The following is a 17,165-nucleotide window of genomic DNA, read 5'->3' on the forward strand; positions in this document are numbered from 1 at the left end:
CTCTCTCTTTTTCCTTAGCCCCAGAGGGGTGCTGCAGGAGCGTGCACGCCCGCCGCATCGAATAACAATGGTGTATCGCGGTCTTCCGCCAACAAAAGCGGCCCGTCAAGGTCTGTGAACTCTGCACCTTGGGCAACAATTGTCGCAGGAGCCATCGCAAGTGACGATCCAACCATGCAGCCAACCATCACTTGAAAGCCTGCCTCACGCGCTGCGGCGTTCAGGGCTAGCGCCTCGGTTAAACCACCGGTTTTATCCAGCTTGATGTTCACCATATCGTATTTGCCAACCAACTTTGGCAAGCTGGCACGGTCATGGCAGGCCTCATCCGCACACACCGGCAACGGGCGGTCAATCTCGCCCAACATGTCATCGGCACCTGCGGGAAGTGGCTGTTCAACCATCTTTACGCCCAGACGGATCAAATGCGGCGCAAGCTCTGAATACACCTCGGCAGACCAGCCCTCGTTAGCATCAATGATGATCGGCGTATCAGGCGCACCGGCGCGCACCGCTTCAAGACGCGGCATGTCATCAGGTGTCCCAAGTTTGATCTTCAAAAGCGGGCGCGTGGCATTTTTGGCAGCCTGTGCACGCATATTTTCCGGTGTATCAAGCGACAGCGTATAGGCCGTAATCTCGGGCTTAGGCGCGGCGACGCCGATCAAGTCCCAAACCCGCACGCCTTTTGTCTTTGCCTCAAGGTCCCATAACGCACAATCAACCGCGTTCCGCGCAGCACCGGCAGGTAGCGCTGACTGCAGCGCAGCACGGTCAATGTCTGCGGGAAGGCTGTTGATCTGATCAGTCACCGACTGCAGCGTTTCATCATAACGGGCATAGGGCACACATTCGCCCCAACCGGTAACACCATTGCGCGTCACCTTGACCGTAAGCACTTCGGCCGCGGTCCTTGAACCGCGGCTAATGGTAAAGACCTGCGCTAACTTGAACGTATCAGCGTGGACTTCGATCATAGCGCTTCCAGCGCATCGACCAGCTTTTCAGCACCAAAACGGTAAGGATCAGTGGCTGGCAAACCCATGCGGTTTTCAATGTCAGCAAGATAAGCTTTGGCTTCGTCTTCGCCCATGTGCTGGGTGTTCACAGACACGCCGATGACCTGACACGCAGGGTTGGCAACGCGGGCCAGTGGCAACGCCATGTCGCGTAGCTCCTCAAGGGTGGGCTGCTGATACTCGGGCAAGCCGCGCATGTGATCGCGTGTTGGTTCATGGGCCAACACAATCGCATCAGGCTGACCACCGTGGATCAAGGCCATCGTCACGCCAGAATAAGAAACGTGGAACAAGCTGCCCTGCCCTTCAATGTGATCCCAGTGATCTGCATCATTGTCAGGTGTCAGGTACTCAACAGAGCCGGCCATGAAATCAGCAACCACAGCATCAAGCGGCACGCCACCACCTGTAATCAGAATACCCGTCTGACCTGTGGGGCGGAACGTCGACTTCATGCCACGCTTGCGCATTTCCGCATCCATGCACAGACCAGTGTACATCTTGCCCACAGAGCAATCTGTGCCAACAGCCAGACAACGCTTACCTGTGCGCTTTTTGCCATTAGCAATCGGGTAAGCAACAGACGGGATACGTACGTCAAACAACGTGCGGCCATTCACGCGGGCGGCGGCCATCAACTCGTCTTCGTCACGCAGCAAATTATGCAAGCCAGACGCGATATCATAGCCAAGCTGCAGCGCTTTCACGAGGATCTCTTTCCACGCGTCAGAAATCACACCGCCACGGTTGGCCACACCAATCACGAGCGTTTTCGCACCAGCAGCCAAACCTTCTTCAAGTGTCATGTCAGGCAGGCCAACATCCGCACCGCAGCCTTCCATACGGAACTGACCAACCGAGTTTTCAGGGCGCCAATCAGCAATGCCGCGCGCCACTTTTGCTGCAAGTTGATCAGGGGCATCGCCGAGGAACAGAAGGTAAGGTGTCTGAATCATTTTAGAATCTCCATTTTCTTCACATATCCACGGTTTGGCGCAATATATTCTCCCTAAATCGACGAATTTCCGCATTAATGCGCAAGAATATTCGAAGAATTCCCAAAAATGTGAAAATGCTGCACATGCAAAACAGTCCTTGCGGGCCCGCAGGCAACAATGTATCGAATTGAGATAAGTATACGCAACTTCATTACGCACGAGGCCGACATATGTCTTTCACCCTGCAACCCAGCCCTGCCGCCCGCCCGAACCGCTGCCAATTGTTTGGACCCGGCTCAAACACCAAGCTGTTTGAAAAAATGGCGGCTTCTGCAGCAGACGTGATCAACCTTGATCTTGAGGACTCAGTCGCCCCAACGGACAAAGATGTTGCCCGCAAAAACGTTATCGAAGCGATCAATGACGTGGACTGGAACACAAAGACACTGAGCGTTCGAATTAACTCACTCGATACCCCGTATTGGTACCGCGATGTAGTTGATCTGCTTGAGCAAGCCGGCGACCGCCTTGATCAAATCATGATCCCAAAAGTTGGCTGCGCCGCTGATATCTACGCAGTTGATGCGCTTGTCACAGCAGTGGAGGCCGCTAAAGGCCGCAGTAAGCGGATCGCATTGGAAGTCATCATCGAAAGTGCGGCAGGCATTGCACATGTCGAAGAAATCGCTGCCGCCTCACCCCGTCTCGAAGCGATGAGCCTTGGCGCGGCTGATTTTGCGGCAAGCATGGGCATGCAAACAACTGGCATCGGCGGCACCCAAGAAAACTATTACATGTTGCGCGGCGAAACACAGCATTGGTCAGACCCTTGGCACTGGGCGCAGGCAGCAATTGTTGCGGCATGCCGCACGCACGGCGTTCTGCCCGTGGACGGCCCCTTTGGCGATTTCAGCGATGACGCGGGCTATGTTGCACAGGCCAAACGCAGCGCAACTTTGGGTATGGTTGGCAAATGGGCCATCCACCCCAAGCAAATCGCATTGGCCAATCAAGTATTCACCCCCTCAGACGAGGCAGTCGCAGAAGCACGCGAAATTCTGGCAGCGATGGAACAAGCCAAAGCCAACGGTGAAGGTGCCACAGTCTATAAAGGTCGGCTGGTCGATATCGCCTCGATCAAACAGGCCGAAGTCATCGTAAAGCAATCCGAAATGATCAGCGGCGCTTAAGCGCGCCTACGACATTGAGAAAACCTAAACGGCGGGCCGCGATGGCCCCCGTTTCTATTGTGCTGTTTTCTGATCCGCAGTTGCATCATGCGCGCCTTGACGCCATATAACCAAGCAATAGGCAGATAAAGCGGTAGACCATGACACATTACCTCGATTTTGAAAAACCCCTCGCCGAGATTGAGGGAAAAGCTGAAGAGCTTCGCGCGATGGCACGCGGCAATGAGGAAATGGATATCTCTAAAGAGGCCGCTGCGCTGGATAAAAAAGCAGCAGATATGCTGGTCGATCTTTACAAAAACAACCTGACGCCGTGGCGCAAATGCCAGATCGCGCGTCACCCAGAGCGGCCCCATTGCAAAGATTACATTGAGGCGCTGTTTACAGAATATACTCCGCTTGCTGGTGACCGTGCGTTTGGCGAAGACGATGCAGTTATGGGCGGCCTTGCACGTTTCAACGACGAGCCAGTTGTCGTGATCGGCCACGAAAAGGGCTATGATACCAAAACGCGGCTCGAGCGTAATTTCGGCATGGCGCGCCCTGAAGGCTACCGCAAAGCGGTTCGGTTGATGGATATGGCGGATCGATTTGGCCTGCCTGTTATCACGCTTGTGGACACCCCCGGCGCCTACCCTGGCAAAGGCGCTGAAGAACGCGGGCAAAGCGAGGCAATCGCGCGTTCAACTCAAAAATGCCTTCAGCTACGCGTGCCGCTGGTATCAGTTGTCATCGGTGAGGGTGGCTCGGGCGGAGCGGTTGCATTTGCCACGGCCAACCGCCTGATCATGCTGGAGCACTCCGTTTATTCGGTCATTTCACCCGAGGGCTGCGCATCGATCCTTTGGAAAGACGCGGAAAAAATGCGCGAAGCGGCAGAAGCACTGCGTTTGACCGCGCAAGATCTGACAAAGCTCGGAATTTGCGACAGCATCATCAAAGAAGCACTTGGCGGCGCCCACCGCAATATTGATGATACGATCGCCGATGTTGGCAAAGGCATCAGCGAGATGCTGGCAACACTTGGCAAGATGAGCCCTGATGAGCTGCTCAAAGAGCGCCGTCAAAAGTTCTTGGACTTGGGCAGCAAGGGCCTTGCGGCTTAACTGAGCAACCTATCATAGGCCGCATCTAGCGCCGCGCGGCTTTTACCGTGGAACGTGATTTAAATTACTGAGGCCGCTTGAAGCCGGCCTCATCCAAAAGCGCGTCTGATGCGCCTTCAATGTCTGACTGCAAACGCTTGCGGAAATCATCAAGCGTCAGGCCTGCAGGTATGACAGGCAAAAACTCAACAACCGCCGTACCTGGTTTGCGCATAATGCCCGTGCGCGGCCAGAACACACCAACATTGGTCGCTACAGGAACACAAGGCTGTTGCAATTGGTCATAGATCACGGCCGTGCCCACTTTATAGGGCTTCTCAACACCCGGTGCGACGCGCGTTCCTTGGGGGTAAATAATCAGCTGACCGGGGTGCTTCACACCTGCCTGTACGTCGGTCTTCATCTTCTCAATTGCTTGCATTTTCTTGCCACGATCAACAGCAATGCAATCCAGCCGCCACGCATAAAGCCCGATAACCGGCGTATAAAGAATTTCCTTTTTCATGATGAAACGCGCAGACGGACAAGCTGTAAAGATCATCATAATGTCGAGAAATGACTGGTGCTTGGCGGCGACAATCACCTCGCCAGAAGGGGGTGTGCCGCGCACTTCGACTTTCAGGCCCACCATCGGACGGGCAAGAAAGAACACGATCCGTGAGAAAGACTTGCACGCAGATAGCGCACCACGTCGATCAAAAATCGCCCACGGCATCCAAAGCAAACCAACGATCGGCATGAGAAAATAAATAAGGCCAACAAAAACAAGCGAGCGCAAATACTGCATTTAGCGAAGTCCTGACAAAGTACGAAGAGCCGCCGCGCGTGTTGCAGCAAATGCCACAATAGCCCCAAGCGGCGGAATAAGAACGGGCGACAGCCAACCAAAACCTTCAAAACCGAGACCGGTCAAAAAGCCGCCTTCGGCCCCGTTCGGAAGCAAGATAATCGCCACGATACCAGCGGCTGTGCCTGCCGCAGCGCCGATCAAACCGCGCAGCGTAAAGCGACGCACAAACGCCCCGGCAATGAATGTATCGCGGGCACCGACAAGCCGCAGCACACGAATTACCTGAGCGTTTGCGGCCAAAGCCGCATTAGCTGCCAGCGTAATCATCGCAGCAGTCGTGATCCCAATAAGCCCAAGCGCAATCCACCCCAGCATCCGCAAAGCCCGTGCAGCATCAACTAACGGCGCACGCCAACGGCTATGATCATCAAGCACGGCCCCAGGTGCATCGGCCGCTAAACGCAAGCGCAGACCCGCGGCATCAAGACCTTGTGGACCCTGAACAACATCAACCAAACGGGGCAGTGGTAACTCTTCAAGAGGCACATCAGGCCCAAACCACGGCGCGAGAAGTGCGCGCTGCTCATCAGGCTCAAGTGCGCGCGCCGAGGCCACACCTGCGGTTTGGTCCAGCACTTTCAATACGGCCAACGTTTGCGCCTCAACCTGATCGGCGGGCGCGGATATCCGGATGGTAACGCTGCTGTTCAGCTCAGCTTCCCAACGGTCCGCCAAGCGCCCTGTTGAAACAGATAAAACCAAAGCAAACACAGCCAAAAACGCCATTGCACCCGCGGCAAAAACCGTAAGACGTGCCGTAAACCCAGTGGGCGGCACAACCGTGTCCGAGGCTTTGTTGGGCGCAATAATAAGGCGCAATGTATCGGCTATCATAGCTCAGCCCCCGCAGATTGAAGGCGTTTGTTAGATATCCGCAAAATGCGCGTTGAGACTTGCGGTTTCGCGGCACGGATAAGCGCAATATCGTGGGTCGCCACCATGACCGTTTTGCCCATTTTGTTTAGCTCAACCAACAACTGCAAAACCCGTTGGGACATATCCCAATCAATATTGCCCGTAGGCTCATCAGCCAAAATCACGTCAGGTGACAAAAGAACTGCCCGCGCGAGTGCTGCGCGTTGTCTCTCCCCGCCTGATAGTTCGGGTGGAAACGCGTGCATCCGATCACTCAGGCCAACCCATGCAAGTAGATCATGCAGGTCAGAGCCTACAGGTTTCCCCTGCACCATCAACGGAAGGGCCACATTATCTGCGATGCTCAGATGATCCAAAAATTGACAGTCTTGATGGACCACACCTATGCGCGTGCGCACATCTGCAACCGCATTGCGGTCCATGACCCGTGGGTCTTGACCAAAAAGTGTTACTGCGCCACCCGTTGCTTGCAACTCCGCGTACATCAGCTTTAGCAACGTTGACTTACCAGCACCTGAAGGCCCCGTCAGAAAGTGAAAAGAGCCGGGCGCAACCTGCAAAGTCATGCCCTGCAACAACGGCTCACCACCGCGGTAGGAGTAGCTTGTATCGCGTAATTCAATCACTGCCTGTTCATCCTTCACGCGTATCCGTCGCATTGCACGCCTTCATGCAGCAACATTTGCAATGTTTCAATCACAGCGCCTGTGTTTTGATTGTCTGATTGATATTGTTGCTTATTTATGGACAATTAGCGATGAAGGACAGGCGATACGTCTGTTAAATGGTAAGGTAAGCAAGATGCGGCTGATTTGTCCGAACTGTGATGCGACATATGAGGTTCCCGACAACGTGATCCCTGATGAGGGCCGCGACGTGCAGTGCTCAAGCTGCAATGTGACGTGGTTTCAGGCGCCCGCCAAAACCGCCACAAACGGAACACTTGATGACACTCTGACCGCATCAATGGCCGAGACTGTTCTGGATGACATCGCCACCGAAAGCGCAAAAGACCCAACGCCGTGGGTCCGCGGCCAACAAGGAGACGGCGGCCCACGCAGCACCATGACCCCAGAGGTTGAGAATATTCTGCGCCAAGAAGCCGAGTTTGACAAAAAGCAACGGGCCGCACCCACGTCCCCACTTGAGACGCAAACAGAACTTGGGCTTGAGGACAGCGCAGCACAGATCACAACCCGCGAGAGGCAAGAAAGCAGCGCCGTAGATCGTCTGTCACGATTGCGCGGAATTGAGGCCGAGGAAATTGCGGCGGTAACAAATGCGCCCAAAGCGCCCTCGTCGGCACCGCGCCGTGAATTGCTGCCAGATATTGAAGAAATCAACTCAACGCTCAGCACGAACCAAGCGGCATCTGCGCAAGACACGACCCTTCAAGAGCGCGCAGATCGCAAGCAGTTCCGGACCGGCTTTTTCGGCATGCTCAGCATCACGGCGGCAGCACTTGCTCTTTATGTCTATGCGCCCCAAGCCAAAGACGCCCTGCCGCAAGTTGCGCAGCCTATAGATGGCTATGTCAACTTTGTGGATACGGCTCGCGGCAAGCTGGATGAGGGCCTAAGTGCGTTTTCCCAAACCGCCAACTCTTGGATGGAAAAGGCGACTGTTTCAGTGAACGGGGCGGCTGCTCGGGACACACCCACCTTACCTGCCGAGCCTGACGCAGGTTGACTCAAAACCGTTCAAGCAGACGCTTAAGGTACTCAAGCTCAAGTTCAGGTCGCTCTGCATCGCCCGAACGACGCCGGATTTCATCCAACAAATCCTGTGCGCGGCGGTTCGCATTATCGCCCTGCAAAAGGCCTTCGCCGTCACTTATTGCACGACCTTGTCCACGATCACGGCCCAATGGATCGCGGGATGCGCCCCCATTTTGACCTGAGGGCGTTCCCTGCCCCTCTTGCGGAGCGCCATCATTGGCTTGGGCCATAGCATCACCCAAATCACGCAACCCGTCGCGCAACGCCTGAATCGCGCGAGATTGCTGATGAATCGCCTCAGCCAGATCACCCTCGCCCAAAGCCTCATCCGCTTTCTCCATTGCGCCTTCGGCCCGCCCTAAAGCCTCGCGTGCATCACCACCAGCTTGGGTGCCCGCACCAGGTAGGTTGCGCCGCTGTGCGTCTAACTCTTGGCGAAGCGCTTGCTGGCGGTTTTGGAGTGACCCTTCAAGATCGCCCGAACCTTCGGCACCACCTTGCCCACCTGATTGCCCACCAGACTGTTCTCCCGGCTGCTGGCCCTGTTGCTGACCCGACTGGTTGCCCTGTTGACCGCCTTCACCCTGCTGGCCGTCTTGACCTTGTTGCTGGCCTTGCTGCCCCTGTTGCTCGCTTTGCTCAAACTGCTCTTGGAGTTGGCGGAAGGCTTCATCGCTTAGGTCTTGTTGATCCCGAAGTGTTTCGGCCAAGTCTTCCATGGCTTGCTGACCTTCGCCTTGGGTACCACCTTCGCCACTGCCTTGGGCGACGCGCATGTTCTCAAGCATCTGGTTCAGCTGCGCCATGCGCTCTTGCGCCTCGGCCATGCGCCCTTCCTCCATCAATTGCTGGATTTCATCCATCATCTGCTGAAGCTGATCTGGCGTGATTTCTTGACTATTGCCCGCTTGCTGTTGATCGCCCGCATCGCCATTGCGCTGTTGTTCCTGCGCAAGTTGGCGCAGGTAATCTTGTGACGCGTCGCGCAATTCCTGCATCAATTCAGCAATCTCTTCTTGAGAGGCACCGTTGCGCATCGCCTCGTTCAGCCGTTCTTGAGCGCGGGCCAAGCGTTGGCGCGCATCTTCAAGATCACCGTCTTCTAACTTAATTGCCAGTTCCCAAAGGGCTTGCGCAATTTCACCACGTTTATCGTCACTCATTTGCGGGCCTAAATTGGCCAAATCACGGATGATGAAACTCAGACTAAGGTACGTCCCCTCTCCGCGAAATATATCATCAGGTAGCCATGAAATGGCACGCAGCAGGCGCTCTACACGGGTGGTATTTTCGCGGGTCCACAGCAAATCGCGTCGCTGCTCTATGATCGCACTTGCAAGCGGATCAAAAAAGCGGCGGCCGGGCAACATCATCTTGATGGGGGCAGATTGACCGGTTTGACCAAGACTGTCTTCGACCTGCATTTGCAGCACAACTGGCAGGTTGGCAAACACATGTTCCGAGAAGTTCTCGGTCAAGGTTTCTTCAAATTGCGTGCGATCCCCCGTTATTGTCATTGGCAATTGTAGCGTGATCTGGGGATGGTTTTCGGGCTCTGCAGACAAGCCATGGGCACGGTCAACATTCAAAAGATCAAGCGAGATAACCCCACTTCCCCCGACTACGCCGTAATCATCTTGTGCCAAGAACTGCTGAAGCAAAGTCCCATCCGCCTCGGAACGTACCGGCGCAGACGCAATAATTGATGGGGCCTGATCCGGCTCCATAATCACAGACCATTGCTGCCGTGCGCCATCGGCCTTGGTTGCGTTTTGATCCGCCGTACCAATCGCCAAAGCACCGCTTTGCTCAACGACAAAGCGCTGCTCAGCAGCGTTAGGGTCAGCTTGCGGGCTTGTAACACTCTGCATCACACCTAATGAACCAAGTTCACCGTAAAGGCGCACCGTCACTTCGCTGCCTTCGGGCACGCGCAGCGGACCAGCGGGAACATCAGGCAAATAAATCGTAGGCCGCCCCGTATACACAGGCGGCGTTACCCAACCTTCCCAGCTGGGGCCCATCGCTAACTGATCAGTGGCTTCGATTATTTTGGTCACGCTGCTTAGCTGCCCAAACGAGCCGAACAATACCCCAACCGACAACACCAAAAGGGCAACGAACCGCAAACCAAACGGGTCAAGCCGCGAGACCCTAAGGTCCGGCTCAACGGCTTTGGCAGTCGCTGCTTGAGCGCGCATTCTGTTCTGGTGAATTTCCCAGACTGCCTGCGATGCAGGATCGCTTGTGCCAATGGCCTGTGCATCCAGAAATGAGCTTATCGGACGGCCTGATAGGGTTTTGTCTAAGCGCGTTTGCGCCTCGCCCCATTTCGGGCGCTCAAACTGACGTGCACCGCGTAAGATTGCGGCGAGAATACACAGAAAGAACCCAACACCAAAAACGGTGATGGTTGTTTCGGACAACGCCCCATGAACACCCAGAAGAGCCGCACCAATAGCCACAAAAACAACCGACCAAACCGGCCAAAAAGCACGGGTGATACGTTCAGCCCATAGCCCGAGCCACGTGAGCCGCAGTGCTTTTCGCGTCGCTTTTGGCAGAGCCAAATTGGCAGTCATCGCTCACCTCTCACTCACGTGAGCGCACGATAGCCCTCACAGCCACTCAGGAATGGTATCGCGATTTATCATTTCGTCAAAGGTGGGCCGCTGGCGGATAACTGCAAATTGATCACCCTGCACAAGAACTTCGGGGATCAAGGGACGTGAATTATATTCAGACGACATCACAGCGCCATATGCACCCGCGCTGCGGAACGCGATCAATTCGTCCGGTGCGACAGCAGCCATAGAGCGACCCTTAGCAAAAGTGTCACCACTTTCACAAATCGGCCCAACAATATCATAGGTGGCGCTTTGCGCACCCGCAGGGCGCTCATTAACAGGAATGATATCGTGGTATGCGCCGTACATCGCAGGGCGCACCAGATCATTCATCGCACCATCAATGATCAGGAACTGACGGTCAGCCCCTTCTTTGAGGTAGATTACTTTTGACACCATGATGCCTGCATTGCCCGAGATAAGGCGGCCTGGCTCGATCTCAATCTCAACGTCCAGATCGCCCAGAACGCGCTTTACCATCGAACCGTAATCCGTTGGCAAAGGCGGCGCTTCGTTCGAGCGCTCGTACGGAATGCCAAGACCGCCACCCAGATCAAGGCGGATGATTTCATGACCTTCCGCGCGCAACTGAATGGTCAGGTCTTTAACTTTCTCATAGGCCAATTCAAACGGCTCAAGCTGGGTCAGTTGGCTGCCGATGTGCACATCAATGCCCACAACCTTCAGACCGGGAAGTGATGCAGCTAGGGCGTAGACCTCAGACGCACGGTCAATCGGGATGCCAAATTTATCACCCTTTTTGCCTGTGCTGATTTTCTCGTGGGTTTTCGCATCCACATCAGGGTTCACGCGCACAGTAATCGGCGCGACCATGCCCAATGATGTGGCTACCTCGGACAGGCGGCGCATCTCTGGCTCGCTCTCCACATTGAACTGACGCACACCGCCAGTCAGCGCGAGGCGCATTTCATCAGCGGTTTTACCAACGCCCGAAAACACGATTTTATCACCAGACACGCCTGCAGCCTTGGCACGCAAATATTCTCCACCGGACACAACGTCCATGCCCGCACCCGCATCGCCCAACAATTTGAGAACAGCTTGGTTGCTGTTGGATTTCATCGCAAAACAAACAAGATGCTCCATGCCGTCCAGCGCCTCGTCAAAGAGACGGAAGTGCCGCAGAAGCGTCGCTGATGAATAGACATAAAACGGTGTGCCAACAGCAGCTGCGATTTCAGCGACGGGAACGTCTTCGGCATAGAGCGCGCCGTCACGATAAAGAAAGTGATCCATGGGTGATCCCTGTGGTCTTAGGTTGATGCGTGCGCGGGGCTGCGCGACAAGGCGATAAAAAAGTAAAGCGGTAGGCCACAACTGACGCCAATGCAAAAGGTTGCCGGGATCACCACCAGATAAACGAGGCTATCCGCAAAGGCGCGGTAGATCACCCACACGGACAGCGCAATGGCCGCGATGGTGAGGTCCCAAACAAGGCCGCTTGTGGCGTCATTGACGTACCAAGCATCGATCATCGGGCCCAGCGCCCACCCTTCAGACTGAAACCAGCTGACGAAATAATACATAGGGTGGATGGCGCCCCAAATGGCGAGCGCAAGAAAGATGAGACGGAGCACATTGCGCATCATGATCAAAGCCCAACGCTTACAGTAACAGGGCCAGAGCGCACGCCAACATTGCCACCAACGCTGACACCACCCGAACCAACAGACACGCCTACGCCACCTGTCGGGCGCACAGGCTGACCGTCAGCACCGCATCCGGCCAAAGTTGCTACCATTAAACACATACCGATTACTCTCATCCCAAATGTTCCTTCCAACGGGCAACTTGCTCGCGTACGCGAACGGGCGCTGTACCGCCAAATGATGTGCGTGAGGCAACTGAATTATGAACGCCCAATACGTCAAACACACTTACAGTAATGCCCTCATGCACCGTTTTCATCTGCTCAAGACTGAGGTCAGGCAAATCACAACCACCCTTCTCGGCCATGGCGACCAGCGCACCTGTCACATGGTGCGCCTCGCGGAAGGGTAGCCCAAGTTCACGCACAAGCCAGTCTGCCAAATCCGTGGCCGTGCTGAACCCTGTGGCAGCCGCCTTTTCAAGTTCAGCGACATTTGCAGTCATATCACTGACCATGCCTTCCATCGCAGCAATCGCCAGCATCAAATTATCGGCCGCATCAAAGACCTGTTCTTTGTCTTCTTGCATGTCTTTTGAATAGGCCAGCGGCAGGCCCTTCATCACAGTCATCAAAGCGACATTGGCGCCAAAAATCCGACCAATTTTTGCACGGATCAACTCGGCCGCATCGGGGTTTTTCTTTTGCGGCATGATCGACGAGCCTGTTGAAAAGCCGTCGGACAGGGTGACAAAGCGGAATTGCGCAGACGACCAGATAACAAGCTCTTCGGCGAAGCGGCTTAGGTGCATCGCACAAATTGACGCGGAGCTTAGAAACTCAAGCGCGAAATCACGATCGGATACCGCATCAAGCGAGTTGGACGCAGGCCGGTCAAAACCAAGCTCAGTCGCAGTCATGTCGCGGTCAATCGCAAAACCAGTGCCCGCCAACGCAGCGGCCCCCAAAGGCGATGTGTTCATCCGCTTGCGCGCATCCGCAAAGCGCGCCCGATCACGGTCCAGCATTTCGACATAAGCCAGCATGTGATGACCCCAAGTGACGGGCTGTGCCACTTGCAAATGCGTAAAGCCTGGCATCACCCACTCTGCGCCGGCCTCTGCCTGACCAACGAACGCTTTCATCAGTGCCGCCAATGCCGCGTCAACTGCGTCAAACTGGTCCCGCACCCAAAGCTTGAACCCCGTGGCCACCTGATCGTTGCGTGAACGCCCCGTATGCAGACGTCCTGCTGGCTCGCCAATGATCTCCTTCAGGCGCGCTTCGACATTCATGTGAATGTCTTCAAGTTGCTTTGAGAACGGAAAATCGCCTGCTTCGATTTCTGACAATACTGTGAGCAGCCCTTCCCGCATCGCGGTCGCATCGCTATCAGTGACAATGCCCATCGCACCCAACATCGCCGCATGGGCACGCGAGCCTGCAATGTCTTGTGCCGCCATCCGCTGGTCAAAATCGATGGACGCGTTAATTGCTTCCATGATGTCTGAATTACCGGCGGCAAAACGGCCACCCCACATTTGGTTCGATGTCTTTGTCATAACGGCCCTTTAACAGGAAGAAGTCTGCGAAAATGAAATATCTTGTGTCGCTTTATATGGCCTTCGCTCTTATCGCAACAAATGCTGCGGCCAATCCCGCGCTGGAAAATTTGCTGATGGGCAGCATGAAAAAGCTGAACTTCCATGCCGCCGCAAAAGATATGCCAGAGGCAGAGTTTCAAACCTTCGATGGCGCGCCAGCGACGCTTGCGGCCTATGCGGGCAAACATGTCGTGTTGAACTTCTGGGCAACCTGGTGCGCACCATGCCGCAAAGAGATGCCGATGCTTCAAGAATTACAGGCAGAGTTTGGTGGCGAGGACTTTGCGGTGGTGACCATTGCAACGGGGCGCAACAACCCTGCGGCCATGCGTAAATTCTTTGACGATATCGGTGTGGAAAATCTGCCGCTCTACCGCGACCCTAAGCAAATCCTGTCGCGTCAAATTGGCGTACTCGGCTTACCGGCAACTTTGATACTTGATCCACAGGGGCGCGAAATTGCACGTATGGTTGGTGATGCGGAATGGAACAGTCCGTCAGCTAAGGCGATGATCAGCGCGCTTTTGACCCAATAAGGCGGCACGGTTCAAACCTGTGGCAACCAAGCGAGTGGTCGTTGACCAGCCCACAAGCCTGCATCCATGCATAAACGATTGTGGGGCCGCAAAACTTGAAACCGCGCTTTTTCAGGTCTTTTGAGAGTGCTACCGAGATTACTGTTTGGGCGGGCCGGTCCTCGGGGCGCATGATATGCCCCTGAATGGGTGTGCCCCCAACAAATGACCAGCAATAGGAACTAAAGCTTTGCTCACTTTCTAGGCGAATAAAGGCATTCGCATTGCTGATCGCCGCTGTGATTTTACCGCGGTGGCGAACGATGCCAGGGTTTGCCAGCAGACGCTCAACATCCGCCTCAGCCCACGTAGCGATGCGGTGGGGGTCAAACCCTTCAAACGCCTCAATGAACGCCTCGCGCTTTTTCAAAATGGTGATCCACGACAGACCCGCCTGAAAGCCATCGAGGATTAGTTTCTCCCAAAGTGCGCGACTATCGTACTCCGGCACCCCCCATTCTGTGTCATGGTAGTGGCGATAAATCTCAGGCCCATCGAGCCAGTCGCACCGCGTTAATCCATCACCCAAAACATCTCTCCCATCTTGATTTCCGCCAGACACACATCAAAGTTGACCCTAAGTCACCCAACAGTGACGCCAATCCGAAACTTCTGCGTATTTTTGCGGGCAATCTACTGCTTATGCTAGCGTAAACATTAAATACTTCCGTGACTCATCAGACCATTCCCACTACGCAAGAGGCATTATCGGGGCCCTTTTGCGCGTAAACACATGCGCAAATTGCAGTTTGCGAGGGCCAGCCAACTAAGAATGGGACCTCAGGGATATGACCAACATCGTTATTGCATCCGCCGCACGCACAGCCGTCGGTAGCTTTATGGGCAGCTTTGCCAACACACCAGCACATGATTTGGGCGCAGCCGTTTTGAGCGAAGTCGTCGCACGTGCAGGCATCGATGCGGCTGAAGTCTCCGAGACAATCTTGGGCCAAGTTCTTACAGCTGCCCAAGGTCAAAACCCCGCGCGCCAAGCGCACATCAACGCGGGCCTCGCCAAAGAGTCCGCTGCATGGAGCATCAACCAAGTTTGTGGCTCTGGTTTGCGCGCAGTTGCATTGGCTGCACAACACATCCAGTTGGGTGATGCCTCAATCGTGGCCGCAGGCGGACAAGAAAACATGACCCTCAGCCCCCATGCCGCAACATTGCGCGCAGGCCAAAAGATGGGCGACATGCAGTACATCGACACGATGATCCGCGATGGGCTTTGGGATGCGTTCAATGGCTATCACATGGGCCAAACAGCTGAAAACGTTGCGGATCAATGGGGCATCACCCGTGAGATGCAAGACGAGTTTGCCGTTGCCTCGCAAAACAAGGCAGAGGCTGCACAATTGGCTGGCAAGTTCCAAGACGAGATCGTGCCATTCATCGTGAAAACACGCAAAGGCGAGATTACCGTCGACGCGGACGAATACATTCGCCACGGCGCGACAATGGATGCCATGGCAAAGCTACGCCCCGCATTTACACGCGAAGGGTCAGTCACCGCAGCAAACGCATCAGGCCTTAACGACGGTGCCGCAGCAACGCTTTTGATGTCCGCAGATGACGCCGAAAAGCGCGGCATTGAGCCGCTTGCACGGATTGTTTCCTACGCCACGGCAGGTCTGGACCCGTCGATCATGGGCGTTGGGCCAATTTACGCAAGCCGCAAGGCGCTTGATAAAGCGGGCTGGTCAGCAAGCGATCTTGATCTGGTTGAAGCCAACGAAGCGTTCGCCGCTCAGGCATGCGCAGTGAACAAAGACATGGGCTGGGATCCGGCCATCGTGAATGTAAACGGCGGCGCAATCGCCATTGGCCACCCGATCGGTGCATCAGGTTGCCGCGTCTTGAACACGCTGCTCTTTGAGATGAAGCGTCGCGGCGCGAAAAAAGGCCTCGCAACGCTGTGTATTGGCGGCGGTATGGGCGTTGCTATGTGCGTAGAACGTCCGTAACTCACCAAAAATATCAATCCTGTGCGCAATATAGTTGCGCGCAGGATTTTTAATTTGTAACTAGATTACCGAATAACCCTGACTGGAGAATCAACATGACACGCGTAGCCCTCGTCACAGGCGGAACCCGCGGCATTGGTGCCGCAATCGCTAAGGCATTGGCCGCAGAAGGCCACAAAGTTGCTGCTACATATGCAGGCAACGATGAAAAAGCCGCTGCCTTTACAGCCGAGACAGGCATCAAAACATACAAGTGGAATGTTGCCGACTATGCCGCGTGTACCGCTGGCATCGCCCAAATTGCCGAAGACCTCGGCCCTGTTGATATCTTGGTCAACAACGCTGGCATTACCCGCGACGCGCCATTTCATAAGATGACGCCCGAACAATGGCACGAATGCATCGACACAAACCTGAACGGCGTGTTCAACATGACCCACAACGTATGGGGCAGCATGCGCGAACGTAAATTTGGTCGCATCGTAACAATTTCATCGATCAATGGCCAAAAAGGTCAGTTCGCCCAAGCCAACTATGCCGCTACAAAAGCAGGCGACATCGGCTTTACGAAAGCCTTGGCCCAAGAAGGTGCCCGCGCAGGCATTACGGTAAACGTGGTGGCTCCGGGTTATATCAACACGGAAATGATGGCGACTATCCCAGAAAAAGTGATGAACGAAGTCATCCTGCCGCAAATCCCTGTTGGCCGCTTGGGTGAGCCAGAAGAGATGGCGCGGGCCGTTGTGTTCCTTGCCTCTGATGACGCTGGCTTTGTAACCGGCTCAACGATCTCCGCAAACGGCGGGCAATATATGAGCTAAGCTTCGCGCTTGCTTAAGCTTAATTGAAAAGGACCGCCCCATGAGGAGCGGCCCTTTTTTTCGACAAACTGCATCACGCATTCGGATGCGCGGCCACTTACGTAGCTGAGGCTTGCGTAGTGCGCAGTGCAGGTTCGTTGAAACGGTTCAGCATCCATGCCCAAAATTGACGAAACGCAATCGCACGTTCTTCATGGGCAATTTGCATTGCGTTGCGTGTAATTTCGCTTGTTGTACTCTCAAACATATTAAACTCCATTGATGAGAT

Annotated in this window: 18 protein-coding genes; 6 read left to right on the top strand and 12 right to left on the bottom strand. The window is 54.9% G+C overall.

The annotated features are described in order from the left end of the window. Nucleotides 1-14: 14 nt before the first annotated feature. Complete coding sequence (gene dgcA / locus NeNHUV3_RS06220) at nucleotides 15-977, bottom strand: N-acetyl-D-Glu racemase DgcA (RefSeq protein WP_391480409.1); 963 nt, start codon at nucleotides 975-977, stop codon at nucleotides 15-17. After that, nucleotides 974-1,975: an N-acetyltransferase DgcN gene (gene dgcN / locus NeNHUV3_RS06225; RefSeq protein WP_391480411.1), complete on the bottom strand. Its 1,002-nt coding sequence runs from the start codon at nucleotides 1,973-1,975 to the stop codon at nucleotides 974-976. Before dgcN ends, dgcA begins: the two co-directional genes overlap by 4 nt. Before the next feature lie 212 nt (nucleotides 1,976-2,187). Between dgcN and NeNHUV3_RS06230 the strand changes: the two genes are divergently transcribed. Together NeNHUV3_RS06230 and NeNHUV3_RS06235 are read left to right on the top strand one after the other, a co-directional pair. After that, nucleotides 2,188-3,147 (top strand): L-malyl-CoA/beta-methylmalyl-CoA lyase, encoded by a 960-nt coding sequence (locus NeNHUV3_RS06230; protein ID WP_341246073.1) that lies wholly within the window; start codon nucleotides 2,188-2,190, stop codon nucleotides 3,145-3,147. A gap of 140 nt (nucleotides 3,148-3,287) precedes the next feature. Next, a complete protein-coding gene (locus NeNHUV3_RS06235) occupies nucleotides 3,288-4,253 on the top strand; it encodes an acetyl-CoA carboxylase carboxyltransferase subunit alpha (RefSeq protein WP_391480412.1) in 966 nt (321 codons plus the stop codon). Nucleotides 4,254-4,317: 64 nt separating this feature from the next. Here the strand turns inward: NeNHUV3_RS06235 and NeNHUV3_RS06240 are convergent, their stop codons facing one another. Genes NeNHUV3_RS06240 through NeNHUV3_RS06250 form a run of 3 tightly spaced genes read right to left on the bottom strand, consistent with a single transcriptional unit; the run spans nucleotide 4,318 to nucleotide 6,605 of the window. Then, nucleotides 4,318-5,040: a lysophospholipid acyltransferase family protein gene (locus NeNHUV3_RS06240; RefSeq protein ID WP_391480413.1), complete on the bottom strand. Its 723-nt coding sequence runs from the start codon at nucleotides 5,038-5,040 to the stop codon at nucleotides 4,318-4,320. After that, a complete protein-coding gene (locus NeNHUV3_RS06245) occupies nucleotides 5,041-5,937 on the bottom strand; it encodes a cell division protein FtsX (protein WP_391480415.1) in 897 nt (298 codons plus the stop codon). It lies immediately after the preceding gene. After that, the gene (locus tag NeNHUV3_RS06250; protein WP_391483187.1) at nucleotides 5,934-6,605 is read right to left on the bottom strand and encodes a cell division ATP-binding protein FtsE; all 672 of its coding nucleotides are present in this window, start codon (nucleotides 6,603-6,605) and stop codon (nucleotides 5,934-5,936) included. The genes NeNHUV3_RS06245 and NeNHUV3_RS06250 overlap by 4 nt, the downstream gene beginning before the upstream one ends. 61 nt (nucleotides 6,606-6,666) lie before the next feature. Here NeNHUV3_RS06250 and NeNHUV3_RS06255 point away from each other — a divergent pair, with 61 nt between their 5' ends. Further along, on the top strand, nucleotides 6,667-7,668 hold the full coding sequence (locus NeNHUV3_RS06255; RefSeq protein WP_391480417.1) for a zinc-ribbon domain-containing protein: 1,002 nt from the start codon (nucleotides 6,667-6,669) through the stop codon (nucleotides 7,666-7,668). A gap of 1 nt (nucleotide 7,669) precedes the next feature. Here the strand turns inward: NeNHUV3_RS06255 and NeNHUV3_RS06260 are convergent, their stop codons facing one another. From NeNHUV3_RS06260 to argH, 5 genes are read right to left on the bottom strand one after another with little or no spacing between them, the layout of a single operon-like run. Continuing rightward, on the bottom strand, nucleotides 7,670-10,279 hold the full coding sequence (locus NeNHUV3_RS06260; RefSeq protein ID WP_391480418.1) for a TIGR02302 family protein: 2,610 nt from the start codon (nucleotides 10,277-10,279) through the stop codon (nucleotides 7,670-7,672). Nucleotides 10,280-10,315: 36 nt separating this feature from the next. Then, nucleotides 10,316-11,581 carry a diaminopimelate decarboxylase gene (gene lysA / locus NeNHUV3_RS06265; protein WP_391480420.1) on the bottom strand — a complete coding sequence of 422 codons (1,266 nt, stop codon included), beginning with the start codon at nucleotides 11,579-11,581 and terminating at the stop codon, nucleotides 10,316-10,318. 17 nt (nucleotides 11,582-11,598) lie between these two features. Next, nucleotides 11,599-11,934 carry a DUF2834 domain-containing protein gene (locus NeNHUV3_RS06270; protein WP_391483190.1) on the bottom strand — a complete coding sequence of 112 codons (336 nt, stop codon included), beginning with the start codon at nucleotides 11,932-11,934 and terminating at the stop codon, nucleotides 11,599-11,601. Between the two features lie 2 nt (nucleotides 11,935-11,936). Beyond that, complete coding sequence (locus NeNHUV3_RS06275) at nucleotides 11,937-12,086, bottom strand: hypothetical protein (RefSeq protein ID WP_391480421.1); 150 nt, start codon at nucleotides 12,084-12,086, stop codon at nucleotides 11,937-11,939. A 20-nt stretch (nucleotides 12,087-12,106) separates the two neighbouring features. Continuing rightward, entirely contained in the window at nucleotides 12,107-13,495 is a 1,389-nt protein-coding gene (argH, locus tag NeNHUV3_RS06280) for an argininosuccinate lyase (RefSeq protein WP_391480423.1), read from the bottom strand. A gap of 32 nt (nucleotides 13,496-13,527) precedes the next feature. On the opposite strand from argH, the gene NeNHUV3_RS06285 reads away from it, so the two are divergent. Further along, entirely contained in the window at nucleotides 13,528-14,073 is a 546-nt protein-coding gene (locus NeNHUV3_RS06285) for a TlpA family protein disulfide reductase (protein WP_391480424.1), read from the top strand. Here the strand turns inward: NeNHUV3_RS06285 and NeNHUV3_RS06290 are convergent. Further along, a complete protein-coding gene (locus NeNHUV3_RS06290) occupies nucleotides 14,051-14,641 on the bottom strand; it encodes a DNA-3-methyladenine glycosylase I (protein WP_391480426.1) in 591 nt (196 codons plus the stop codon). The genes NeNHUV3_RS06285 and NeNHUV3_RS06290 overlap by 23 nt on opposite strands. A 259-nt stretch (nucleotides 14,642-14,900) precedes the next feature. Between NeNHUV3_RS06290 and NeNHUV3_RS06295 the strand changes: the two genes are divergently transcribed. Continuing rightward, entirely contained in the window at nucleotides 14,901-16,076 is a 1,176-nt protein-coding gene (locus NeNHUV3_RS06295; protein WP_391480427.1) for an acetyl-CoA C-acetyltransferase, read from the top strand. A 95-nt stretch (nucleotides 16,077-16,171) separates the two neighbouring features. Next, nucleotides 16,172-16,897, top strand: coding sequence for an acetoacetyl-CoA reductase (gene phbB / locus NeNHUV3_RS06300; protein ID WP_048598854.1), 726 nt, complete (start codon nucleotides 16,172-16,174; stop codon nucleotides 16,895-16,897). 97 nt (nucleotides 16,898-16,994) lie between these two features. Here the strand turns inward: phbB and NeNHUV3_RS06305 are convergent, their stop codons facing one another. Continuing rightward, nucleotides 16,995-17,144 (bottom strand): hypothetical protein, encoded by a 150-nt coding sequence (locus NeNHUV3_RS06305; RefSeq protein ID WP_158441650.1) that lies wholly within the window; start codon nucleotides 17,142-17,144, stop codon nucleotides 16,995-16,997. Between the last annotated feature and the right edge of the window lie 21 nt (nucleotides 17,145-17,165).

Origin of the sequence: Nereida sp. NH-UV-3 (assembly GCF_042939535.1) — a bacterium.
Taxonomy (GTDB): domain Bacteria; phylum Pseudomonadota; class Alphaproteobacteria; order Rhodobacterales; family Rhodobacteraceae; genus Nereida; species Nereida ignava.